Source organism: Actinotalea sp. Marseille-Q4924, from assembly GCF_916618755.1.
In the GTDB taxonomy this organism is placed as follows: domain Bacteria; phylum Actinomycetota; class Actinomycetes; order Actinomycetales; family Cellulomonadaceae; genus Actinotalea.
This window is the reverse complement of record NZ_CAKAKB010000003.1, coordinates 118,325-141,849: the sequence shown is the minus strand read 5'-3', so window position 1 is coordinate 141,849 and position 23,525 is coordinate 118,325. Positions and strand designations below refer to the sequence as shown.

The window sequence follows — 23,525 nt, the reverse complement described above, 5'->3', positions numbered from 1 at the left end:
AACTGGTCTTCATCGACCCCGACGCCTAGCGTCGTCGCGTGCTCCCCGACGTGCTCGCCGCGCTCTCCGGCCTCGGCCTCGGCCTGTCCCTCATCGTGGCGATCGGGGCGCAGAACGCGTTCGTCCTGCGACAGGGCCTGGCTCGGCAGCACGTCGGTGCCGTCGTGCTCGTGTGCGCGCTGTCCGACGCCGTGCTCATCGCGGCGGGTGTCGCGGGGGCCGGCGCCGTCGTGCAGGGCCGACCGGTCCTGCTCGACGTCGTGCGGGTCGCCGGTGCGGTGTTCCTCACGACCTACGGGTTGCTGGCCGCGCGCCGCGCCGTGCGCCACGACGTCCTGGCGCCCCGCGGCGGGGCCGTGCCGGCGTCCCTGGCGGCGACCGCCACGACGGCGCTCGCGCTGACGTGGCTGAACCCGCACGTGTACCTCGACACCGTCGTGCTGCTGGGGTCCATCGCCCAGAGCCACCCGGGCAGGCAGTGGTGGTTCGCGGCGGGCGCCGCCGTCGGCAGCGTCGTGTGGTTCAGCGCCCTGGGGTACGGGGCCGCGCTCCTGCGGCCCCTGTTCGCCCGTCCACGCGCGTGGCAGGTGCTCGACGCGGCGATCGCCGTCGTCATGCTCGTGCTCGCCGCGTCGCTCGTGGCCGCCGCGCTCTGACCCCGCCCCCGGGGCGCCACCGGACCGGGCTGCCGGCTACTCCGCCTCTCCCATGACCAGGCCCTCGATCGTGTGCTTCTGGACGATCGGCGTCAGCTCGTCCACCACCGGGCAGTGCAGGTGGTCCCGCACCTGCTGCGGCAGGGCCGCCCAGTAGTCCTCGGTGACCGCGAGGTCGTGGTGCTCGGCGTTGCCGGCCCCGGGGGCGTCCACCCCGAGGACCAGCACGGGACGGTACTTCTCCGAGTGGTTCGTCGTCCCGCGGTGGATGGTCAGCGCTGACCGCGCCGAGATGTCCCCGCGCTGCGGCATCTTGCGGACGGCGAGGCCCTCGTACCGCCCGTAGTGCTCCTTCGGGGGGAACATGCCGTGGTCGAACTCCGGGCTGTCGTCCCACTGCGTCCCCGGCGCGATCTCGAAGGGCCCCATGTCCTCCGTGGTGTCGACGAGCGTCATGTTGAACGCGAGCGACGTGAGCCGGCGCTCCTGCCGGGTCTCCTCCGGCATGGGGAAGTCGCGGTGCCACGGCTGGTTCATCGCCCCCGGGAACGGGGTGTCGAAGCCGACCTCGACGATCTCGTAGTCCGGGCCGAGGACGGCCTCGCACGTGGCGACCACCCACGGGGGGGTGACGAGGTCGACGAACCCGCGGATCTGCTGCGGGTGGATCTCCACGTACCACCGCTTCGGGCCCCGGCCGACGGCGCCGCCCGGGCGGTTGACCGCGTCCTCGAACGCGGCGTCGACGTCCTCGCGCAGCCGGTCGACCCACACGACGTCGAACGCGCCGCGCAGCGCGGTGATGCCGTCCGTGTAGAGCGCGTCCACGATCGGAGCGGTGTCGATCTCGTGCGAGGTGCCGTGCGAGGTGCCCTGCGCCATGGTGGCCTCCTGCGGTCGTCGTCGTCCGGAGGGCCAGTGTCACCCCGGAAGCCCGATCGGTTCAACGTTTACCGCGGATCGGCCCGCCTGAGAGCCGGCCCATCCAGGCGGCGACCGCCCCGCACCACGGGTGCACAGTGGAGCCATGGGCGCGCAGCCGCTGACCGTGACCGCCCCGGTGCTGCCGGGCGCACGCATCATGGGCCAGGCATGGCGGGACCTCACGTTCGTGCACTGGCGTGCCGACCCGGCCGTCGTCGCGCCGCTCCTTCCCGCCGGGACCCACCCCGACGTGCACGACGGCGCCACGTGGGTCGGCCTCGTCCCGTTCCGGATGGTCGGCGCGGGAGTCGGTCGGGGGCCTGCGATCCCCTACCTCGGCACGTTCGCCGAGACGAACATCCGCCTGTACTCGGTCGACGACCAGGGGCGCCGCGGGGTCGTGTTCCTCACCCTGGAGGCGTCCCGGCTCGCCGTCGTCCTGGCGGCGCGCGCGGCGTTCGGCCTGCCGTACACCTGGGCACGGATGAGCGTCCGGGAGTCCGACGGCGTCGTGCGCTACCACTCGCGGCGGCGCTGGCCAGGCCCGCGGTCGGCGGCGACGGCGCTGGCCGTCCGGCCGGGGGCCGCGGTGACGGACCCAGGACCGCTGGAGCACTTCCTCACGGCGCGGTGGGGTCTGCACACCCACGCGTTCGGCCGCACCCTCTACGTCCCGAACACGCACGAGGCGTGGCCGCTGCAGCGCGCCGAGCTGCTCCACCTCGACGAGACGCTCGTCGCCGCGTGCGGGCCGGCAGGCGTCGCGACGCGGCCGCCGGACTCGGTGCTCTTCTCCCGAGGGGTGCGGACCCGGTTCGGCGCACCGTTCGACGCGCGACGTCCGGTGACGCCGGTCGACGGGTGACCTCCGCCGCGCCCTCTCCCGGGACGCCACGCCCGCCGCTGGGTAGCCTGGCAGCATGCGCCGGCCGGGGTCGGACGCTCCTCACGACAGCGACGTCATGGAGGTCGTGCTCGTCGAGGACGAGACCCGTGACGAGTTCCTGGACCTGCTGCGCGAGATCGCGCTCGCTGCGGTGGCCCTGCGCGCGGTGTCGCCCGGTGACCCCCGGGAGGAGCGGCCGGACGGCGGCGACCCCCGCGGTGAGGGCGCCGGCGCGCTCTCCTTCCGGACGTCGTGGCGGCGTTGGGCCCTGGCCGCTGTCGCGCTGCTGACCGTGGTCGCGGTCGCCACGACGGTGGTCGACGCCCGCAACGCCGCTGCCGCCGCGGCGCGGCTCGCGGCGGATCCCGGGGTGCTCCAGGAGCTGGACGGACCACCGACGGAGGCATGGCGGACCAGCGGACCGGACGCAGCCACCCGACCGCCCGTCGAGCCCGCCGGGGCCATCGACCGCACCCTGCCCGACGGCTCCCGGGTGATCTGGTCGACCGACGGGGAGCGGGACCGCGGCCGCGTCGTCGTCCGCGGAGGCTCCCGCAGCTACGCCCTGCCCGGCCCGGTCCTCCTGCCGGCCGTCACCGACGGCTCGGTGCCCCGGACGCTCGTGGTCGTGACCGGGGACGGCACCCACCTGCGCGGCATCGCCCTCCTCACAGGCGACCGGCTCTGGTCGACGCCGCGCGTGCGGACCGGCCCCGTGGAGGCCGTCGCGCAGGTCGACGGCGTGCTGGTCCTGGACGAGGGCACGGCTCTGACGACGCTCGACGTGCGCACCGGCCAGGCGCTGTGGACGGCGACGGTCGAACCCGCCGTCGCCGGCCACGGCCTCACCGACGGTCGGGTCCTCCTTCTCCCGGAGCGTGACACCGACGGCGACCTGGTCCTCGTCGCACGACGCCTCACCGACGGCACGGAGCTGTGGCACACCGACCTGCCGGTCGGGACGGCGGCGCTCACGGTCGTCGACCACGAGCTGGTCCTCACGGCGGCGGACGTCGTCGTCGGCCTCGCCGGCCCGAGGAAGCGGTGACGACGGGAGGCGTCGTCGTCGGTCGTGGGTGAGACTGCTTGATCACCCCTCGACCCCGGGAGCCCCGCCGTGCGCCTCACCGACACCAGCGACCTCTGGTGGAAGACCGCCGTCTACTACAACCTCAACCTCGAGACCTACATGGACTGGGACGACGACGGCATCGGTGACCTGGCCGGACTCGCGCAGCGGCTGGACTACCTGGCCGAGCTCGGGGTGACGTGCCTGTGGCTCGCGCCGTTCTACCCGTCACCGCGCCAGGACAACGGCTACGACATCGCGGACTACTTCGGCGTGGACGAGCGCTACGGCCACCTGGGCGACCTCGTGGAGGTCGTCCGCACGGCACACGACCGGGGCATGCGGGTGATCGTCGACCTGGTCGTGAACCACACGTCCGACCAGCACCCCTGGTTCCGAGCCGCCAGGAGCTCGCCCGACAGCCCCTACCGGGACTTCTACGTGTGGCGTGACGAGCCGCCCGCGCAGCAGCGGCCCAGCATGTTCCCGGACGCCGAGGACGGCGTGTGGTCGTTCGACGACGCCGCGGGGCAGTACTACGAGCACTCGTTCTACCGGCACCAGCCGGACCTCAACACGGCGAACCCGGCGGTGCGCGAGGAGATCGCGAAGGTCGTCGGCTTCTGGCTGCAGATGGGCGTCGACGGGTTCCGCGTCGACGCGGTGCCCTTCCTCATCGACGGCGAGCACGGCGACGAGCACGACTACCTCCGGGCGATCCGCGGGTACGTCGGCCGCCGCAGCGGTCACGCGATGCTGCTGGGCGAGGTCAACGTCCCCTACGCGGAGCAGATGGCCTTCTTCGGCGGCTCGGACGGCGACGAGCTGACGATGCAGTTCGACTTCGTGGCAAACCAGCAGCTCTACCTGGCGCTCGCGCGGCAGGAGGCCGGGCCGCTGGTCGAGGCCCTGCGTGCCCGTCCCGCGATCGCCCTGACGAACCAGTGGGCCAACTTCGTCCGCAACCACGACGAGCTGACCCTGGACCAGCTCAGCGTGGAGGAGCGCGAGGAGGTGTTCGCGGCGTTCGCGCCGTCGGAGGACCAGCGGGTCCACGGGCGGGGCATCGTCCGGCGACTGCCTCCCATGCTCGACGGCGACCCGCGCCGGGTCCGCATGGTCTACAGCCTCCTGTTCTCGCTGCCCGGGGCACCTGTCCTGTACTACGGCGAGGAGATCGGGATGGGCGAGCACCCGGGCCTGCCCAGGACGCGGGACGCCGTGCGGACACCGATGCAGTGGTCCTCCGGCGACACCGGCGGCTTCTCGAACGCGGACCCGGACGCCTTCACGCTCCCCGTGGTCGAGGGCTCCTACGGGCCGGCGCACGTCAGCGTCTCGGACCAGCTCCACGTGTCGGACTCGCTCCTGAGCTTCATCCGCACGCTCGTGCACGCCTACCGGCGGTCCCCCGAGATCGGCTGGGGCCGGCTCGAGCTGCTCGAGCAGGACGACCCCGCCGTACTGGCCCACGCGATGACGGGGACGACGGGTCAGCTCGTCCTGCTACACAACCTCTCCGCGAACCGCAGGACGGCGCGCGTCCACCTGCGTGACGCGGACACGACCACGCGGGTGGTCGACATGGTCGGTGAGACGACGAATGCGTGCGACGAGGCCGGGTGCCTCCAGGTCGAGCTCGACGGGTACGACCACCGCTGGCTGCGCATCGTCCGCGGGCAGGAGAAGCGGCTGCTCTGAGCCGGCGCGGTGGCGCCGTCCCTCTGCAGGCACGAGGCCTGGTCTTCGAACACCTGTTCGACTAGGCTCGGGACATGCCGAGCGAGGGCGCGACGATCCTCCATGCAGACCTCGACGCCTTCTACGCGTCCGTGGAGCAGCTGCTGGACCCCGCGCTGCGCGGCCGCCCGATCGCGGTCGGCGGCGGGCCGACCGGCGGCGTGGTCCTTGCGGCGTCCTACGAGGCCAAGGCGTTCGGCGTCCAGGGCGGGATGCCGGGGTGGCGTGCGGCCACGCTGTGCCCTCGGCTCGTCTTCGTCCGCGGGCACTTCCGCGAGTACCAGCGCCTCGGCGACGCCGCGATGGCCGTCCTGCGCGACGTGACCCCCGCGGTGGAGCGGATCTCCATCGACGAGGCGTTCCTGGACGTGTCCGGCTCGACGCACCTCTTCGGCGCGCCCGAGGTCATCGGCGCGACGATCCGCCGGCGCGTGCGCGACGAGGTGGGCCTGCCGATCTCCGTCGGGGCCGCGCGGACCAAGCACCTGGCGAAGGTGGCCTCGCAGGTCGCCAAGCCAGACGGCCTCGTCGTGGTGCACCCGGGCACGGAACGCGCGTTCCTCGACCCGCTGCCGGTCGGCCTGCTGTGGGGGGTCGGCCCCGTGACCGAGAAGCGGCTGGCCGAGCAGGGGATCCGGACGGTGGGCGAGCTCGCGGAGGTGCCCGGCAGTCTCGTCGAGCGGCTCCTCGGCGGCGCCGTCGGGCACCGGCTCAGCGCGCTGGCCCACGACGAGGACCCCCGCCGGGTGGTCACCTCGCGGCGCGCACGCTCGGTGGGGGCCCAGTCCGCCATGAGCCGGCGTCGGCCCCAGCCGGAGGACGTCCGCGCGACGCTGACGCACCTCGCGGACCGCGTCGCGCGCCGGCTGCGGGAGAAGGACCTGGCCGGGCGGACCGTCACGGTCGCGGTCCGGTTCGCCGGGATGGGACGGGCCACGCGGGCCCGGACGCTCCCGCAGCCCGTCGCGTCCACGCTGACGCTCACCGAGGTGGCCGAGCGGCTCGCATGGGGGGCCATCGACGAGCGCGGTCCGGGAGCGGAGATCACGCTGCTCGCGGTGTCCGTGTCCCACCTGACCACGCAACGCACCGTGCAGCTCGAGCTCGACCTGCCGCCGCAGGACCCGTGGCGGCCCGGGACCGTCCCGGGCGCGGCACGGCGCGCGGTGGACGGGTCCATGGACCGTGTCCGGACCAGGTTCGGCCGCGACGCGGTCGGCTACCTGCCCGCGCTGCTCAGCCGGGGTGCGACCGTGCCCGAGGAGTTCCGCGAGCTCGCGGAGCACGACCTGTGAGGCCGGTGCGGCGCGTCCGTCGGGCGCGCCTCGTCAATCGATCGTGCCGCAGGCGACAGGGAGCGACGCCACGTACTGGCCGTCGACGAACGCGCCGTGCACGACGATCGCCTCGTCCGTGAGGTCCGCGACGTCGCCTGTCACCTCGAACGTGCGGTGGTAGTTGATGTGCCCCTGCGGTGCGGTGGTGTACGGGGCGAGGTCGACGAGGACGCCGCCGTAGTACGGGAGCCCTTCGACCAGCGTCAGCACGCCGTCGTCGCCCGCGGCCGACGCCGGCGGGCAGGTCGCCTCCGCCGAGCCCGGTAGGCCGTGGATGTGCTGCGGGTGGAGCATGTCGGGCTCAAGACCGCGGGCGGTGAGGTGGACGCGAAGGACGCCGTCGCGCTGGACGAGCACCGCCTTGCCTTGGACTCCCGAGTCGTTCAGCGCGTGCAGCTCGACCTGGTGGACGACGGCGCCGCGCGAGGCCTCCGGCGCCTCGCCGTGGTGGCCGGCAGCTGCCGGGGCGGCGACGGCCGCCACGAGCGGGAGGGACATCGCGAGGGCGAGGGAACGACGGGACATGACAGCCTCCGGGGGCAGGGACGGGTCGCGCATCAGCAGGACAGGACGGCCGGGTGCGCCGCCTGAGAGAGGGACAGGAAGGACCTCCGTCACACCACGACGGGGACCTCGTGGACCTCGGACGCCGGGTGACCAGCACGCTCGTGGATGCGCTTGACGGCGTCGGCGTCCGGCGCCTCGGAGAGGCACCACACCATGCCGGCCTCCGGGTCGGCCCAGGCGCGCTGGAAGTCGACGCCCTCCTCCCCCTGGATGTCGAGGTCCGCCTGGTGCGCCGCCTTGAGCGCCTCAGGGGTGATGCCGTGCATCCCGTGGTGGACGTCCATGAACGTGGGCATGAGGTCTCCTGGTTCGGCCCGCGCGCCATTGCGCCGGTGGTTCCCTGGTCTACTCCTCCTCCCCGGTCGCCGATAGATGAAAAGTGCTGCCGTGGTGCCACCCCGAGAGCGGCCTGCGGCGGCGCCCTCCTCTAGCGTGGCCGGATGGCCACCGTGGTGCGCCCCGCCGTCGGGCGCTTCGAGGACGTCGCCACCGTCGTGGGCACGCAGCGCCCGGACGCGGGCGCCTGCTGGTGCATGAGCTACCGGGACTCGCGGGTGAGGAACACGGAGCGGCCCGCGTACATGGCGGGCGAGTGCGCGACCGAGCCGGGGCCGGGGGTGCTCGCCTACGTCGACGGCGACGTCGCGGGCTGGTGCTCGGTCGCTCCCCGGAGCTCCTACCGGCGCCTCATGAACAGCCGGACCATCCCGGTGCTGGACGACCGTGACCCGTGGAGCGTCGTCTGCTTCGTCGTGCGGGCACCGTTCCGGCGGCAGGGGCTGATGCACGTGCTGCTCGCGGGGGCCGTCGAGCACGCGGTCGCCCACGGGGCCGCGGTGATCGAGGGCTACCCCGTCGAGACCGGCGGCACCCGAGTCGACGTCGTCGCAGGCTACGTCGGCACGGTCGAGCTCTTCGAGGCCGCCGGGTTCCACCGCGTCAGTCCGACGACGGCGCACAGCGGCCACCGCGAGCGCTGGATCATGCGCCGCGAGGTCGCTCAGCACCCCCGGGAGCCGTAGCGCCGGCCGAGGCGCGCGCCAGAGGTCTCGGACGGCCTCTCGGCATCGACCGCGCGACGGTGCAGGACCTCCCCGGACGAGCCCGGCCTCGCCCTGACCACCTCGCAGCCAGGGCTGAGGACGGCGACCGTAGACTCCGCGGGTGCGGTGCCACTACTACGACGCGGCGCTGTGCCGGTCCTGCACGCTCCTCCCGACGCCCTACGCCGACCAGGTCGAGGGCAAGGAGCGTCACGCTCGCGAGCTGCTCGGCGACCCACCCGGCCTCGCCTGGCTGCCGCCCGTCCTCAGTCCGGAGCAGCGGTTCCGGAACAAGGCGAAGATGGTCGTCGGCGGCACGGTGGAGCACCCGACCCTCGGCATCCTCGACGCCGACGGCCACGGCGTCGACCTGCGCGACTGCGGGCTCCACTCCCCCGGGCTCCACGCCGCGCTCCCGGCCCTGGCCCGCTTCGTGACCCTCGCGGCGCTGGTCCCCTACGACGTGCCGGCGCGGCGCGGGGAGCTCAAGCACCTCCTCGCCACCGAGTCGCCCGACGGCGACCTCATGGTCCGGTTCGTGCTGCGGTCCACGGAGGCGGTGAGCCGCATCCGCAAGCACCTGCCCACCCTGCGCGCCGCCCTCCCGGCGGTGCGCGTGGCGTCGGTCAACGTGCAACCGGAGCACAAGGCGGTCCTCGAGGGCGACGTGGAGATCCTCCTCACCGAGCACGAGACCTTGCCCATGCGGCTCGACGACGTCACCCTGCACCTGCGCCCGCAGAGCTTCTTCCAGACGAACACGCCCGTCGCCGCCGCCCTGTACCGGCAGGCGCGCGCCTGGGTGGACACCGCGACGCCGCGGTCCGTGTGGGACCTGTACTGCGGGGTCGGGGGCTTCGCGCTGCACCTCGCCGCGCCCGGGCGCGACGTCGTCGGCGTGGAGGTGAGCGCCGAGGCCGTGGCCAGCGCGCGACTGTCCGCGGGCGAGGCCGGCCTGGTCCGGGCGGGCTTCGTCGCCGACGACGCGACGGCGTTCGCGCTGCGGTCGCCGCCGGAGACGGCGCCGGACCTCGTCGTCGTCAACCCGCCCCGGCGCGGCATCGGTGCCGAGCTGGCCGGGTGGCTCGAGGCATCACGGGCGCGCCACGTCGTGTACTCCAGCTGCAACGCCGTGTCCCTCGCGCGCGACCTCGCCGCGATGCCGTCGCTGGCGCCCGTGCAGGCGCGGCTGCTCGACATGTTCCCGCAGACCACCCACTACGAGGTCGCCGTGCTCCTGGAGCGCCGTGCCTGACGGCGGCTAGGGCCGCTCGGCGTCCCGGGAGTCGGGGGCGTCCGGGGCGTCAGGGGCGTCCGGGGCGTCGGGGCGTCACGGGAGTCGGGGGCGTCAGGGATGGTGAGGGCGTCGTCGGCGTGCGCGACGTGCCGCAGCTGCCCCCAGAGCAGGACGACGAACAGCACCGACCCGACGAACGCGAACCAGAACGGCGCGGTCACGCCCCACCGCTCGGCGAGCACGCCGCCGATGGCGGAGCCGACGACGAGCCCTCCGAACACCCCGACGAGGTTGACGCTGCCCACGCGGCCCTGGAGCTCGCGCGGCACGGCGCGCTGGCGGATCGTCGTCGAGGTCGTCCCCCAGACGAAGGCGTGGAGGCCGAAGACGAAGAAGATCGGCAGCGCGACCCACGGGCTCCGGGCCAGAGCGAGCCCCAGGTGCGTCAGCGCCTCGATGACGAGGCCCGCGCGCATGAGGTTGCCCAGGCTGACCCGGCGCGTCAGCCACCCGTACGCCGCGATGCCGACGACGCCGCCGACCGCGCCGACGGTCGTGAGCAGTCCGTAGCCGACGGGACCGAGTCCGATCCGTTCGGTCGCGTACAGCACGAGCACCGACCACGCCGCCCCGAACGTCACGTTGAACACGAGGATCGTGATGACGAGCGTCCGCACGGCGGCGTGGTGGCGCACCCACCGGAAGCCCTCGGCGATGTCGCGCCGCAGGTGCGAGCGCGGCGCCCGCTCCCGGCCGTGCGGGGGCAGGGCCACGCGGGACACGAGCGCGACGCTCAGCGCCATGACCAGCGCCTGCGTGGACCACGGCCACATCGCGCCGAGGGCGAAGAGCGCGGCGCCGATCGGCGGCCCGGCGAGCTGGTTGACGGTGACGAAGCCGGCCTGCAGCCGGGCGTTCGCCACGGCGAGGTCGTCGCGCGCGACGAGCGTCGGCAGGAACGTCTGGGCGCTGTTGTCCGCGAACACCTCGGCGCTGGCGAGCACGAAGAGGGTCACGAGGACGACGACGACCGGCGCCTGGCCCGTGAGCAGGAGCGCTGCCAGCACGAGCAGCACCACGACGCGGACGACGTTGACCGTGATGACGATGCGGCGGCGGTCCAGCCGGTCCGTGAGCGCACCGGCCGGCAGACCGAGCAGCAGGGGTGGGAGCCACTGCAGACCCGCCGCCAGCGCGACGACCCGCGCGTCGTCCGTCAGAGAGGCCACCAGCAGGGGTCCCGCCGCGAGCGCGATGCCGTCACCCAGGTTGCTCGTCCAGGACGAGCCCATGAGCCACCGGAAGTCGGTGCCGAGGCGACGCGGCAGCACGGCCTCCACGAGAGCGCTCACAAAGGCGAGATGCTACGCCGCGCCCCCGTGATCACCTGAGCGCGCCCTGGCCGGACCCGACCCGGCGTGCTCCCCCAGATGCGCTCATGAAGACCTCGACGGACGGTGGACGTCGCGCGGCGGCCCGCCGCGCCCGCGCCTCCAGCGCTCCGACGACACCCTTTGGGGGACACCCATGAGCACGAACACCGTCATCCGCTCGCTGCACGACCTCGGCGCCGCCGCGTGGTTCGGCGGCAACCTCATGGGTGCCGTCGGCCTCAACGGCGCCTCGAAGGTCGTCTCCAACCCCACCGAGCGCCTCAAGACGGCCTCCGCAGGGTGGGGCAAGTGGGCGCCGCTCAACGCGGCCGCGATCGGTGCGCACCTCGTCGGGGGCGCCGGCCTGCTCTGGGCGAACAAGGACCGTCTCGCCGTCCAGCAGGGCGTGGGCGCCAGCACGGTCGCGAAGCTCGCGCTGACCGCCGCCGCCCTGGGGACCACCGCCTGGAGCGGTGCCCTCGGCGCGAAGATCGCCCAGGCCGCCGACGCCCCCGCCGAGAGCGCGGTGACGCCGTCCGCGGCCACTCCCGAGGACGTGGCGAAGGCTCAGAAGCAGCAGAAGGTGCTCCAGTGGGTGACCCCGGCGCTCGTCGGCTCGGTGCTGGTGCTCAACGCGCAGCAGGGTGAGCTGCAGAAGCCCGAGGAGGTCAAGCAGGGGATCCTCGCCAAGCTCGCGAAGCGCTGACCCGCTGCCCTGCACGGCGGACGGCCCGTCCCTCGCGGGGGCGGGCCGTCCCGACGAGGGGCTCCGACGGGCTCGGACAGGGCGTCGGGCAGCGAGTGGGAGCGGGATGATCGGGCCCATGAGCAGACCCGTCGTCCTCAGCCCCTTCCCCGTCGAGGCGGACGGCGTCGAGGTCGCCGTCTGGGACGGTGGGCCGCTCCCCGCCGCCGACGTCCTGGACCGGGTCGGCCTCTTCGTCGTGCCGTACACGTTCGACGCCTGGGCGGTCGACCCGCTGCGCCGCGGGCTGCCCGCGCTGCGCGCGGTCCAGTCGCTGACCGCGGGCGTCGAGCACCTCGCCGACCTCGTGCCGCCCGGGGTGACCCTCTGCAACGCGAGGGGGGTGCACGACGCGAGCACCGCCGAGCTCGCCGTCGGCCTGACGATCGCGTCGCTGCGCCGGATCGACGACGCGGTGCGGGACCAGGCCGCGCAGAGCTGGGCGCACGTGCGCCACCCCGCGCTCGCCGACCGGCGGGTCCTCGTCGTCGGCTGGGGCTCGATCGGCCGGGCCGTGGGCCGCCGGCTCGAGCCGTTCGAGTGCGAGGTGGTCCCCGTCGCGAGCCGGACCCGGAGGGAGCCGGACGGCACCGTGGTGCACGGTATCGACGAGCTCGCTGCCCTGCTGCCGACGGCGGACGTGGTGATCCTCGTGGTCCCGCTCACCACCGCGACGCGGCACCTGGTCGACGCGTCGTTCCTCGGGGCGCTGCCCGACGGCGCGGTCGTGGTGAACGTCGCCCGCGGCGCCGTCGTCGACACGGACGCGCTGCTCGCGGAGCTGGCGACCGGGCGGCTGCGCGCCGCCGTCGACGTCACGGACCCGGAGCCGCCCCCGCCCGGGCACCCGCTCTGGCACGCACGGGGGCTGCTCATGACGCCGCACGTCGGCGGCAACACGAGCGCCTTCGAGCCGCGCGCGCGCCGGCTGACCGAGGCGCAGGTCCGACGCTTCTCGGCCGGCGAGCCGCTGGAGAACGTCGTGCGCTGACGCGCCCTCGCGCGGTCACCCCCGGACGCCAGGAGCGCGACAGCGCGTCCTGTCGGTGCCGTGCGCCACGCTGTCCCGGTGAGCACCGCGGGCACGGCGTACGAGTTCGACGCGGAGGTGTGGGTGTGGGACGCCCGCAAGACCGACACCTGGACCTTCGTCAGCGTGCCGGAGGCGCAGGCGGACGAGATCCTCGACGTGGTCGGCAGCAGGGCGCGCGGCTTCGGGTCGGTCCGCGTGGAGGTGACGATCGGCCGGACGGTGTGGCGCACCTCCCTGTTCCCGGACTCCTCCGCCGGCACGTACGTCCTCCCGGTGAAGAAGGCCGTCCGTACCGCCGAGGGTCTGCTGCCCGGCACGACGACCCACGTGCGCGTGGAGCTGGTCGACCTCTGACCGACCCTCGCGGCTCACGGCACGACGCGCTCCACGCGGCTGTACACGTTGAGCGCGTCCCCGCGGTTGAAGCCGACGACGGTGACGCCGAGCTCCTCCCCGAGCTCCACCGCGAGCGCGGACGGCGCGGACACCGCCGAGAGCACCGGGATCCCCGCCATGGCCGCCTTCTGCACGAGCTCGAAGGACGCGCGCCCGGACACCTGCAGGACGGTCCGGCGCAGCGGGAGCCTGCCGCCCAGCACCGCCCACCCGACGACCTTGTCCACCGCGTTGTGCCGCCCGACGTCCTCCCGGACGCACAGCAGCGCGCCGTCGTCGTCGTGCGGGCCCCCCTGTGCCGGGATCGACAGCAGCGCCGCCGCGTGCACGCCGCCGGTGCGGCCGAACACCTCCTGCTCCGCACGCAGCCGCGCGGGCAGCCCCAGCAGCGTGCGCAGCGGGACCGCGACGTCGTCGGACGCCACGTCGAACCGGCTGACCGTCCGCACCGCGTCGATCGACGCCGTCCCGCACACCCCGCAGCTGCTCGTCGTGTAGACGTGCCGGTGCCGCGACGCGTCGGGCGGCGCGACCCCGGGGGCGAGCCGCACGTCCACCACGTTCCGGTCCCGCTCCCCCGTGGCCGTGACCCCGGCGCGGTCGTCCATGAGCAGGACGTCGTCGGCCGCCGCCAGGACGCCCTCCGAGACGAGGAACCCGGCCACCAGCTCGACGTCGTGCCCGGGGGTGCGCATCGTGACCGCGTACGAGCGTCCCCCCACGCGGATCTCGAGCGGCTCCTCGCCCGCGAGCACGTCGGCGCGATCGCGCGTGCCGCCGTCGGCAGAGAGCCGGCGCACCCGCCACCGTTTCGTGATCCGCATGAGGACAGCCTGTACCAGGAGCCGTACGGGCGCCGCCGACCTAGCATGGGTGGATGGCGACGACGCCCGCAGACGACCTCGACCGACCCGCCGACACGGTGGAGGTGGGTCGCCGCAAGCGCACCGCGGCCGGTGTGCCGGGCGTGACGACGGCGATGCAGCACGCGCTGCGGGAGATGGGGCCGGTCCGGACGCTCAGCGGTCTGCTCCGGATGAACCAGCCCGCCGGCTTCGACTGCATGAGCTGCGCCTGGCCCGACCCGAGCGCACCGGACCGCAGCCACGCCGAGTTCTGCGAGAACGGCGCCAAGGCGCTCGCGTCGGAGGCGACGCGCAAGAAGGTCCGGCCGGAGCTCTTCGCGGAGCACTCGATCGACGCCCTGTACGAGCGCGACGACCACTGGCTCAACCGCCAGGGCCGCCTCACGACGCCGATGCTGCGCGAGGACGGCGACACCCACTACCGCCCGATCAGCTGGGAGGACGCCTTCCGGCGCATCGCGGACCAGCTCCGGAGCCTCGACAGCCCCGACCAGGCGGCGTTCTACACCTCCGGCCGGACGTCGAACGAGGCGGCGTTCCTCTACCAGCTCATGGTCCGGGGGTACGGCACGAACAACCTCCCCGACTGCTCGAACATGTGCCACGAGTCCTCCGGCGAGGCGCTCGGCAAGACGATCGGCATCGGCAAGGGCTCGGTCACGCTGCACGACGTCGAGACCGCCAAGCTCATCCTCATCGCGGGGCAGAACCCCGGGACGAACCACCCGCGCATGCTGACCTCGCTGGAGAAGGCGAAGGAGCAGGGCGCGCGGATCGTCGCGATCAACCCGCTGCCGGAGGCCGGGCTCACCCACTACCGGAACCCCCAGCGGGTCCACGGCATGCTCGGCCGGGGGACGCGGATCGCGGACGTCCACCTCCAGGTGCGCCTCGGCGGGGACCTGGGCGTGTTCCTGGGTCTGGGCAAGGTGCTGCTCGAGGCGGAGGACGCCGGTCGGCGCTCGATCGGCCTGACCTCGGTGCTGGACCACGCCTTCGTCGAGCAGCACACCGTGGGCATCGAGGAGTACGCCGCGAACCTGCGGGCGACACCGTGGAGCGACATCGAGGAGGCGACGGGCCTGAGCGAGGCGCAGATCCGCGAGGTCGGCGAGATGCTCCTCGACTCCGACCGGACGATCGTCGCCTGGGCCATGGGGCTCACCCAGCACAAGCACGCCGTCGCGACGATCAAGGAGATCGTCAACCTCGTGCTGCTCCAGGGCAACCTCGGGCGCCCCGGCGCGGGCCTGCTCCCGGTGCGCGGGCACTCCAACGTCCAGGGCGACCGCACGATGGGCATCTTCGAGAAGATGCCGCAGCCGTTCCTGGACCGGCTCGAGGCGGAGTTCGGCTTCGCCAGCCCGCGCGAGGCGGGGCACGACACCGTGGACACGATCCGCGCCATGCGCGACGGCCGGGTGCGCTTCTTCATGGGGATGGGCGGCAACTTCCTCAAGGCCGCGCCGGACACGGCGGTCACCGAGGCCGCGCTGCGCTCCTGCGCGATGACCGTGCAGGTCAGCACGAAGCTCAACCACTCCCACCTCGCGCCCGGGCGGACGGCGATCATCCTGCCGACCCTCGGACGCTCCGACCTCGACGTCCAGCGCACCGGCCGGCAGCGCGTCACGGTCGAGGACTCGATGTCGATGGTCCACGCGTCCTCGGGACACCTGCAGCCCCCGGCGAAGGGCCTGCTCTCGGAGATCGCGATCGTGTGCCGCCTGGCCAGCGCGCTCTTCCACGACGACGACGGCCGCCCGCGGCCGGGCGCTCCGGAGGCGGACTGGCAGGCGATGGAGGACGACTACCGTCTGATCCGCCGGCACATCGAGGCGGTGGTGCCGGGGTTCGTGGACTACGAGCGACGCATCGACGACCCCGGCGGCTTCCGGCTGCCGCACGGCCCGCACGACGTCCGGACCTTCGAGACGACGAGCACGAAGGCACACTTCACGACGACCCCGCTGTGGTGGCCCCGGACGCCGCCCGGCCGCCTGCTGCTGCAGACCCTGCGGTCCCACGACCAGTACAACACCACGGTCTACGGCCCGGACGACCGGTACCGCGGCATCCACGGCGGGCGGCGCGTGGTCCTGGTCAACGCCGCCGACCTGGACGAGCTGGGGTTCGCCGACGGCGACGTGGTGGACCTCGTGTCGGAGTTCACCGACGGCGTCGAGCGGCGGGCCGAGGCCTTCCGCGTCGTCGCCTACGACACGGCCCGGGGCTGCGCCGCCGCCTACTTCCCCGAGACGAACGTGCTCGTGCCGCTCGACTCCACCGCCGACGACTCGAACACCCCCACGAGCAAGAGCGTCGTCATCCGTCTGGAGCCGGCGGCCGCCTGAGCGCAGCGGGCCGGGCGCCGTGGGACGCACGGCGGGCCCGGACCCCGAGGGCCCGGGCCCGCCGCGTGGTCCTCAGGCGGCGCCGAGGTACCCGTTCGGGTCGAGCACGTACTTCTTCGCCGCGCCCGCGTCGAACTCGGCGTAGCCCTCCGGGGCCTTGTCGAGCGTGATCGGGGTCGCCTTGACGTTCTTCGCGATGCTCACCCGGTCGTGCAGGATCGCCATCATGAGGTCGCGGTTGTACTTCATGACCGGGCACTGGCCCGTGGTGAAGGACAGCGACTTGGCCCAGCCGGTGCCCAGGCTGAGCGACAGGGAGCCCTTCTGGGCGGCCTCGTCGATGCCGCCCGGGTCACCCGTGACGTACAGGCCGGGGATGCCGAGCGCCCCACCGGCCTTGGTGATGTCCATGAGCGAGTTGAGCACCGTCGCCGGCGCCTCGTGGCTCGCGTCCTGGCCGTGGCCGCGCGCCTCGAAGCCGACGGCGTCGACGCCGCAGTCCACCTCGGGCACCCCGAGGATCTCCGCGATCTGCTCCCCCGGGTCGCCCTTGGACACGTCGATGGTCTCGCAGCCGAAGCTGCGGGCCTGGGCGAGCCGGTCCTCGTTGAGGTCGCCCACGATCACGACGGCGGCGCCCAGCAGCTGTGCGCCCGTGGCAGCGGCGAGGCCCACCGGGCCGGCACCGGCGACGTAGACCGTCGCACCGACGCCGACGCCGGCCGTGACCGCACCGTGGAAGCCCGTCGGGAAGATGTCCGACAGCATGGCGAGGTCGAGGATCTTCTCCATCGCCCGGTCCTTGTCCGGGAACTTCAGCAGGTTCCAGTCGGCGTAGGGCACGAGCACGTACTCGGCCTGCCCGCCGACCCAGCCGCCCATGTCCACGTACCCGTAGGCGCTGCCCGGGCGGTCGGGGTTCACGTTGAGGCAGATGCCGGTCTTGCGTTCCTTGCAGTTGCGGCAGCGGCCGCAGGCGATGTTGAACGGCACCGAGACGAGGTCGCCGACCTTGATGAACTCGACGTCCGAGCCGACCTCGACCACCTCGCCGGTGATCTCGTGGCCGAGGACCAGGTCGGTCGGCGCGGTCGTCCGACCGCGGACCATGTGCTGGTCCGAGCCGCAGATGTTCGTCGCCACCGTCTTGAGGATGACGCCGTGGTTCACCTTGCGGCCGACGTTGGCGGGGTTGACGCCGGGCCCGTCCTGGAGCTCGAAGGTCGGGTAGTCGACGTCGATGACCTCGACCTTGCCCGGACCCTTGTACGCGATAGCGCGGTTTCCTGACACGGACGATCCTCCTTGACCGTCATGGACCGACCCCTGCTGGTCGGCCCGTCCCTCCACCTTCGACCTCGCAGGCCGGTACCGCGAGCGGAATCGGGATCGGACCGTGACCGGATCGTGACCACGCACGGAGCCGGGGTACCGGGTCGGATGCTGAGACGTCGTCGTCTCAGCATGGCAGACCACCAGCCGGGCAGCAGGCGCGTCACGGGGTCGCGCGGCGCTCCAGGAACGTGGCGAAGGGCGCCGCGAGCTGCTCCCGCGTGAGGCCGGTGACACCCGGGCGGACGCGCTCGGGACGGTACTGGGCGACGACGCGGCACAGCTCGGCGGGGATGTCGCTGACCGCGGCCGGCACGAGCGCCGCCTCGGCGGCGTAGACGACCTCGTCGACCGGGCGACCGCGGCGACCGTCCGGCAGACGGGGCACGGCTCGCAGCTCGAGTACACGGTCACCCCCGCCAGGTCGGCGCGCCCCAGCCGACGGGCCGCGTCGCGGACCGCCTCGACCTCGGCGTGCGCGGTCGGGTCCACGGCCACGTCCCGCGTGTTCACCCCGACGCCGACGACGACGCCCTCGTACACCGCGATCGCCCCGAACGGCTCGGCTCCGGCCTCGGCGTTCGACTGCGCCATCTGGACGGCGCGGGCGAGCAGCCCCTCCTCCCCCAGGCCCGCCACCTCGGTGCCCACCAGGCTCGCCGGCGGGTGACCCGCCAGCTCCTGGAACACGGTGACGTGGAGTCCCTCGGGGTCGGTGACGCGCGCGTTGAGCGACTCCCAGGGGGTCCGGACCGGCGCCGCCACGAGCGGTGCCGATGCGTCGGTGAGCGCCACCGTCGCGATCGCGGCGTCGTCGACCTCGAACGCCAGGCGGACGGGCGTGCTGGCGACCCCGCCCGTCTCCACGTCGGCGATGAGCTGCGACTGCGCCGGGTTCGCGAGCTCGAGCGTCGCCCGGCCGGCGTCGAGGATGACGACCTCGGCGTCGTCGGGCCCGGAGAACGCCTCCAGGCCCGCGAGCCCCAGCGCGTCCCGGTAGAACGCGAGGGCTGCGGGCAGGTCGTCGGTGTTGAGGACGACGCGGAGCTGGCGCACGTGCGGGGTCATGTCGAGCACGGTAGGCCGGTAGGTGCCGGGACCGCACGCCCCGGCTTGCCGACGGCGGCTCACGACGTCGGCGCCGGTACCGGCGCCCCTCCGCGGCGACGGGCGCAGGACCCGCGCGGCACCTACCGTGAGCCGGTGATCGAGTTCGAGGGCTCGGGGATCCTCTTCGCCGCGATCGGGCTCGCCACCCTCGCCGCCGCCCTGCTGCCGTGGGTGCTGCGCCGGGCACCGGTGTCGTGGCCGATCGTCTTCCTCGGCTCCGGCATGGCCGCGTTCGCGCTGCTGCCGCAGCTGCCGGACCCGGACCCGATCCGCTACCAGTCGGTCGCCGTCCACCTCACCGAGGTGTGCGTCATCGTCTCCCTGATGGGCGCCGGCCTGGCCCTCAACCGCCCGTTCGCGATCCGCACCTGGGGCACGACGTGGCGCCTCCTCGCGGTCACCATGCCGCTGACGATGCTCGCCACGGGACTGCTCGGGTGGTGGTTCCTGGGCTTCGGCGCCGCGGGAGCCATGCTCCTCGCCGCCGTCCTCGCACCGACCGACCCGGTCCTCGCGACGGACGTCCAGGTGAACCGGCCTCTCGCCGAGCCCGGCGCCGAGGACGACCAGGCTCGGTTCGCCCTGACGTCCGAGGCCGGGCTCAACGACGGCCTCGCCTTCCCGTTCACGTACGCCGCCGTCGCGATCAGCATCGCCGGCGTCGCCCCGGGCGGCTGGCTCGCCGAGTGGGTGCTCGTGGACGTCCTGTGGCGCCTGGGCCTGGGGGTCCTCGGCGGGCTGGCGGTCGGCTGGCTCCTCGGCCGGCTGTTCTTCTCCAGCCTCGCGGCCGAGCACCGCATGACGGAGAACCTCCAGGGCTTCGTCGCCCTGGCCGCCGTCTTCCTCGCCTACGGGCTCACGGAGCTGGCCGAGGGGTACGGCTTCATCGCGGTCTTCGTCACCGCGGCGACGATACGGAGCACCGAGCGGCACCACGAGCAGCACGCGGTCATGCACAGCTTCGTCGAGCAGGTCGAACGGCTCCTCACCGTCGCGGTCCTCGTGCTGCTCGGCGGCGCGGTCGCACGCGGCCTGCTCGCGCCCGTCGGGTGGGCCGAGGTCGCGGTCGTCGCGGTGTTCCTGCTCCTGGTGCGTCCCGTCGCCGGCTGGATCGGGCTAGCCGGCAGCACCACGGGCCCGCGCGAGCGCGCCGTCGTCGCCTTCTTCGGCGTCCGCGGGGTCGGCTCGCTCTACTACGTCGCGTACGCGCTGCAGGAGGGTGACTTCGCGCTGGAGGACAGCCGCCTGTGGGCGCTGGTCGGGCTCGTGGTCGTGTCCTCGGTCGTGCTCCACGGCGTCACCGCGACCCCCGCGATGGCCTGGCTGGACGACGCGCGGCGTCGGTTGGCCGGCAAGCCGGAGGCGGACAGCGAGGACCCGGAGGTCGCCGGCACGTCGGCATGAGGGAGAGCGCGCCGCGGAGGCCCACGCACGCCCCGTCCCGCCCCGACGGTGGCGACCGTCGGGGCGGGGGCGGATCACGCCCTGGGCCTGCGCGCGCCGGGGAACTCGGCCGGCGCGGCCCCCGTGCTCAGGACGTGACGTCTGCGGTGGTGAACCGGCTCCACGCCAGCGCCCCGAACACGGCGACCCAGGCCGCCTGCACGGCCAGGCCCTGACCGAGGACGGCGGGGTCGACCTCCAGCCGCAGGAACTCGGCGAAGTCCAGCCAGTGGTGCGTCAGCAGCGCTGGATGGATCGCGGACAGCTGCGGCAGGGTGTCGAGCACCGCCGACACCACCGCGGTGACCACGGTCCCCGCCATGGCGCCGACCGGCACCTCGGTGAGAGTCGAGTAGAACAGCCCGACGGCGACCAGGCCGGTCAGCGAGAGCGCCACGTACGCGACGACGCCGGCCATGCGCAGGACGCCGTCGGCGACCGGGATGGTCGCCCCGGACAGCAGGGTGAGGTCGGACAGGCCGAACAGTGCGGACCCGGCCGCGAGCGCCACGAGGGCGATGCCGAGCACGGCCGCCCCGACGAACGCCAGCGTGGCGAGCGCCTTGACGACGAGCAGCCGCGTCCGCCGAACCGGCAGGGAGAGCAGGTACCGCAGGGTGCCGCCGGCCGCCTCCCCCGCGACGGCGTCGCCCGTCGCGATGCCGATGGTCAGCGGCAGGAGGAAGGGCAGGCACAGGAACAGCGACGCCACGACCAGGAACAGGCCGTTGCCCGTGACCCGGCCGACGAACCCCGGCCCCTGCCCGGCCAGCGCCGTGTCCTGCGCGACGAAGAGGACGAGGCCCAGCAGCAGGGGCACGGCGGCGAGGCCGGACAGCAGCGCGACGTTGCGGCGTCGGCCGAACACGAGCGCCATCTCGCTGCGCAGCATCCGACCGAAGGCGCCGGGCCGGGGCAGCCACTCCGCGGCCGGGTCGGTCGCGGGCCCCCCGAGCACCCCACCGGGGTGCGCCGCGGGACGCCGCGCCCCGGCGACGTCAGCGGGCGACATCGAAGCCCTCCCCCGTGAGACGCACGAACAGCTCCTCGAGGCTCTGGCGGCGGACCTCCAGGCCGAGCAGGTCCACGCCGGCACCGACGAGCCCGGAGGAGACGGCGGCCGGTCCCACGCCGTCGAGCACACCGTGGACCAGGGCCCCCTCGCGGGTCACCCCACCGACACCCAGCCGGCGCAGGACCTCGGCCGCCCGGGGCGCGTGGTCCGTCGTCGTGGTGACGTGAACGTGCGGCGTCGCCACGCCCATCACGACGTGCCGCTCGCCCTGCACGAGGAGACGCCCGCGGCTCATGATGCCGAGGTGGGAGCACACCTGCTCGATCTCGCTGAGGAGGTGCGAGGACACGAGGACGGTCGTCCCCGCGTCGGCCAGCTCGCGGATGAGGACCCGCACCTCACGAGTGCCCTGCGGGTCCAGGCCGTTGGTCGGCTCGTCCAGGACGAGCAGCTCCCGGGGCCGCAGGAGCGCGGCGGCCAGGCCCAGCCGCTGCTTCATGCCCAGGGAGTACTGCCGGAAGGGCTTCGCGGCGGCGGCCGCCATGCCCACGCGCTCGAGCGCCTCGTCGATGCGCCGCCCGGACGTCCGCGGGTCGGCGGTCGCGTCGTTCGCGTCGAGCCGGGCGAGGTTGCGCCGACCGCTGAGGTACGGCTGGAACGCCGGGCCCTCGACGAGGACACCGACCCGCGGCAGGACCGTCGGCCCCGCGTCCGGCATCGGGCCGTCGAGCAGCCACGCCCGGCCCTCGGTCGGGCGGACCAGACCCAGCAGCATCCGGATGGTCGTCGTCTTGCCCGAGCCGTTCGGACCGAGGAAGCCGAAGACCGCGCCGCGCGGCACCTCGAGGTCGATCCCGTCGACGGCCACCTGACCCGAGCGGAACCGCTTCGTGAGGTGCGCGGTCCGCACGGCCAGGTCTCGCTCCGGGGCCGCCCGCTCGGACCGGCCCTCCGGCTGCGGGACGTTCACGACCGGAACGCTACCCGTGGCGACCCCCATGGCAGCGGTCCTCGGGCCTGTCAGGCCAGTCCGCGCAGGACCTCGGCCGGCACGGCGCCGTACAGGACCCGCCCGTCCGTGGTCACGAGCACGCTGAGCAGGGCCGACGTCAGCAGGCGACCCTCGGGGACCTCGGTGGTGAGGCTGTCGTAGAGCGCGGCGCCGTCCAGCTCGAAGGCGCTCGCCTGCTCCTCGTCCGGCAGGAACTCCGAGATGAGGTCCTGCGCGCGGTCCGAGCCGATGAGCCGCTCGGACTCGGGCAGCGAGGTGAGCGCGGCGGGGTCACCGGCGAGGATCGCGGCGACGTCGACGCCGGCGACCTCGGTCACGGTCTCCCAGCCGGTCCCCGTCGTCGCGACGCCCTCGGGCAGCAGCGCCGGGTCGATCGGCTCACCCGGGGCCGGCGGGTCGGCCGCGAGCAGCTCCTCCAGCGCGCCCGGCTCCTGCGGCTCCATCATCGGCATCACGACCTCGCGGACGGTCGCCCCCGCCGGTGTCGAGAAGGTCAGGACGCCGTCATCGGGCAGGCCGAACGTCACGTCGGTGAAGCCGATCTCCAGCGCCGGCACGTCCGCGTCCTGGACGCTCCAGACCTGCACGCGCAGCGGCGTCGAGGTCTCCGCGTCGACGGCGACGACGACCCGGCCCACGAGGGTCTCCGCGTCCCGCGGCGTCACCACGAGCTGGTACGCGGCCCGACCGGCCACCGTGGTCTGCGCGTCCAGCGTGACGGCGGAGTAGCCCTGGACCTGCTCCAGCGCGGTGCGTGCCGCCTCCTCGGGCGTGGGCAGCGTGCCGACGACGTCGGGGGCCAGGCCGGCGCGCACGTCGGCCGCGGCGGCCTCGTACTGCGCCCGGCCCGCGGCGTCGAGCGTGTAGTGGACGACCTCGTCCGTCGTGCTCGAGTACGTCCAGGCGTCGGGCCCGTCGGTGACGAGCGAGTACTCCGACGCGGCACCCAGGAGCGCGATGCGGGAACGCTCCGCGCCGTCCGTCCAGACCCGTAGCGTCGAGGAGCCGCCGAGCAGGGCGACCGGGTCGGCGCCCGTCGCCTCGGTGAGCGGCAGCTCGGGCAGCCCGAGGCGGGCCGTGTGCACGACGGTCCCCGACAGCGGGGCGGGCTCCGCGGCCGCGACGCGCTCGGCGAGCTGCTCCGGGGTGATGTCGGGGAGGGAGTCGTCGCCTGCGCTCGCGAGCAGCGGCGGGGTGGCGAACGCCGCGGCGACGGCGATGGCGACACCGGCGGGCACGGCCCACGCCGTGCGCCGGGAGCGGGGGGCGCCGGCGGTGGTGGCGCCGGTGCGGGTGGAGCTCTGGGTCATGCGAAGAGCGTCCCCCCGGGGCACTGAGACGGCGCTGAGGTCATCAGGCCCGCCTCAGCCGTCCGGGGCCTCCGCGG

At 74.0% G+C, this 23,525-nt stretch carries 21 protein-coding genes and 1 pseudogene; 12 read left to right on the top strand and 10 right to left on the bottom strand.

The features are described 5' to 3' along the window. Positions 1–38: 38 nt before the first annotated feature. Positions 39–656, top strand: coding sequence for a LysE/ArgO family amino acid transporter (locus LG379_RS07330; RefSeq protein WP_225753940.1), 618 nt, complete (start codon positions 39–41; stop codon positions 654–656). 36 nt (positions 657–692) lie between these two features. On the opposite strand, the gene LG379_RS07325 is transcribed toward LG379_RS07330, so the two are convergent. Further along, entirely contained in the window at positions 693–1,538 is an 846-nt protein-coding gene (locus LG379_RS07325; RefSeq protein ID WP_225753939.1) for a phytanoyl-CoA dioxygenase family protein, read from the bottom strand. 145 nt (positions 1,539–1,683) lie between these two features. Between LG379_RS07325 and LG379_RS07320 the strand changes: the two genes are divergently transcribed. From LG379_RS07320 to dinB, 4 genes are all read left to right on the top strand, one after another. Further along, positions 1,684–2,445 (top strand): YqjF family protein, encoded by a 762-nt coding sequence (locus tag LG379_RS07320; RefSeq protein WP_225753938.1) that lies wholly within the window; start codon positions 1,684–1,686, stop codon positions 2,443–2,445. 55 nt (positions 2,446–2,500) lie between these two features. After that, positions 2,501–3,514, top strand: coding sequence for a PQQ-binding-like beta-propeller repeat protein (locus tag LG379_RS07315; RefSeq protein WP_225753937.1), 1,014 nt, complete (start codon positions 2,501–2,503; stop codon positions 3,512–3,514). Positions 3,515–3,583: 69 nt separating this feature from the next. Then, entirely contained in the window at positions 3,584–5,236 is a 1,653-nt protein-coding gene (locus LG379_RS07310) for an alpha-amylase family protein (protein ID WP_225753936.1), read from the top strand. 74 nt (positions 5,237–5,310) lie between these two features. Continuing rightward, positions 5,311–6,570 carry a DNA polymerase IV gene (gene dinB / locus LG379_RS07305; protein ID WP_225753935.1) on the top strand — a complete coding sequence of 420 codons (1,260 nt, stop codon included), beginning with the start codon at positions 5,311–5,313 and terminating at the stop codon, positions 6,568–6,570. Between the two features lie 33 nt (positions 6,571–6,603). Here dinB and LG379_RS07300 read toward each other — a convergent pair whose 3' ends face one another. Both LG379_RS07300 and LG379_RS07295 read right to left on the bottom strand, forming a co-directional pair. Further along, positions 6,604–7,137, bottom strand: a complete 534-nt coding sequence (locus LG379_RS07300; RefSeq protein WP_225753934.1) for a hypothetical protein — start codon at positions 7,135–7,137, stop codon at positions 6,604–6,606. A gap of 89 nt (positions 7,138–7,226) precedes the next feature. Further along, positions 7,227–7,475 (bottom strand): SCO4226 family nickel-binding protein, encoded by a 249-nt coding sequence (locus LG379_RS07295; RefSeq protein ID WP_225753933.1) that lies wholly within the window; start codon positions 7,473–7,475, stop codon positions 7,227–7,229. A gap of 144 nt (positions 7,476–7,619) precedes the next feature. Here LG379_RS07295 and LG379_RS07290 point away from each other — a divergent pair, with 144 nt between their 5' ends. Both LG379_RS07290 and rlmC read left to right on the top strand, forming a co-directional pair. Further along, complete coding sequence (locus LG379_RS07290; RefSeq protein WP_225753932.1) at positions 7,620–8,201, top strand: GNAT family N-acetyltransferase; 582 nt, start codon at positions 7,620–7,622, stop codon at positions 8,199–8,201. A gap of 142 nt (positions 8,202–8,343) precedes the next feature. Beyond that, positions 8,344–9,477: a 23S rRNA (uracil(747)-C(5))-methyltransferase RlmC gene (gene rlmC, locus LG379_RS07285; protein WP_225753931.1), complete on the top strand. Its 1,134-nt coding sequence runs from the start codon at positions 8,344–8,346 to the stop codon at positions 9,475–9,477. On the opposite strand, the gene LG379_RS07280 is transcribed toward rlmC, so the two are convergent. Beyond that, positions 9,441–10,811: an MFS transporter gene (locus tag LG379_RS07280; protein WP_225753930.1), complete on the bottom strand. Its 1,371-nt coding sequence runs from the start codon at positions 10,809–10,811 to the stop codon at positions 9,441–9,443. The two genes, rlmC and LG379_RS07280, sit on opposite strands and share 37 nt — an antisense overlap. Positions 10,812–10,986: 175 nt before the next feature. On the opposite strand from LG379_RS07280, the gene LG379_RS07275 reads away from it, so the two are divergent. The 3 genes from LG379_RS07275 to LG379_RS07265 all read left to right on the top strand — a co-directional run bounded on the left by LG379_RS07275 (position 10,987) and on the right by LG379_RS07265 (position 12,964). Then, positions 10,987–11,538, top strand: a complete 552-nt coding sequence (locus tag LG379_RS07275) for a hypothetical protein (protein WP_225753929.1) — start codon at positions 10,987–10,989, stop codon at positions 11,536–11,538. A gap of 118 nt (positions 11,539–11,656) precedes the next feature. Beyond that, a complete protein-coding gene (locus LG379_RS07270; protein WP_225753928.1) occupies positions 11,657–12,568 on the top strand; it encodes a 2-hydroxyacid dehydrogenase in 912 nt (303 codons plus the stop codon). A gap of 78 nt (positions 12,569–12,646) precedes the next feature. After that, complete coding sequence (locus LG379_RS07265; protein ID WP_225753927.1) at positions 12,647–12,964, top strand: DUF1905 domain-containing protein; 318 nt, start codon at positions 12,647–12,649, stop codon at positions 12,962–12,964. A 14-nt stretch (positions 12,965–12,978) separates the two neighbouring features. Here the strand turns inward: LG379_RS07265 and fdhD are convergent, their stop codons facing one another. Next, positions 12,979–13,830 (bottom strand): formate dehydrogenase accessory sulfurtransferase FdhD, encoded by an 852-nt coding sequence (gene fdhD / locus LG379_RS07260; protein ID WP_225753926.1) that lies wholly within the window; start codon positions 13,828–13,830, stop codon positions 12,979–12,981. Positions 13,831–13,883: 53 nt separating this feature from the next. Between fdhD and LG379_RS07255 the strand changes: the two genes are divergently transcribed. Continuing rightward, a complete protein-coding gene (locus LG379_RS07255; protein ID WP_225753925.1) occupies positions 13,884–16,226 on the top strand; it encodes an FdhF/YdeP family oxidoreductase in 2,343 nt (780 codons plus the stop codon). Positions 16,227–16,298: 72 nt separating this feature from the next. Here LG379_RS07255 and fdhA read toward each other — a convergent pair whose 3' ends face one another. Together fdhA and LG379_RS07245 are read right to left on the bottom strand one after the other, a co-directional pair. Next, positions 16,299–17,519 (bottom strand): formaldehyde dehydrogenase, glutathione-independent, encoded by a 1,221-nt coding sequence (gene fdhA, locus LG379_RS07250; RefSeq protein ID WP_034222895.1) that lies wholly within the window; start codon positions 17,517–17,519, stop codon positions 16,299–16,301. A 405-nt stretch (positions 17,520–17,924) separates the two neighbouring features. Then, a pseudogene (locus LG379_RS07245) lies at positions 17,925–18,626 on the bottom strand (deaminase); the annotation flags it as partial. Positions 18,627–18,761: 135 nt separating this feature from the next. On the opposite strand from LG379_RS07245, the gene LG379_RS07240 reads away from it, so the two are divergent. Continuing rightward, positions 18,762–20,072: a sodium:proton antiporter gene (locus LG379_RS07240; protein WP_225753924.1), complete on the top strand. Its 1,311-nt coding sequence runs from the start codon at positions 18,762–18,764 to the stop codon at positions 20,070–20,072. Between the two features lie 127 nt (positions 20,073–20,199). Here LG379_RS07240 and LG379_RS07235 read toward each other — a convergent pair whose 3' ends face one another. Genes LG379_RS07235 through LG379_RS07225 form a run of 3 tightly spaced genes read right to left on the bottom strand, consistent with a single transcriptional unit; the run spans position 20,200 to position 23,448 of the window. Then, positions 20,200–21,123: an ABC transporter permease gene (locus LG379_RS07235; protein WP_225753923.1), complete on the bottom strand. Its 924-nt coding sequence runs from the start codon at positions 21,121–21,123 to the stop codon at positions 20,200–20,202. After that, positions 21,110–22,150, bottom strand: a complete 1,041-nt coding sequence (locus tag LG379_RS07230) for an ABC transporter ATP-binding protein (RefSeq protein WP_370634514.1) — start codon at positions 22,148–22,150, stop codon at positions 21,110–21,112. The genes LG379_RS07235 and LG379_RS07230 overlap by 14 nt, the downstream gene beginning before the upstream one ends. Beyond that, entirely contained in the window at positions 22,147–23,448 is a 1,302-nt protein-coding gene (locus LG379_RS07225) for a hypothetical protein (RefSeq protein ID WP_225753921.1), read from the bottom strand. The genes LG379_RS07230 and LG379_RS07225 overlap by 4 nt, the downstream gene beginning before the upstream one ends. Between the last annotated feature and the right edge of the window lie 77 nt (positions 23,449–23,525).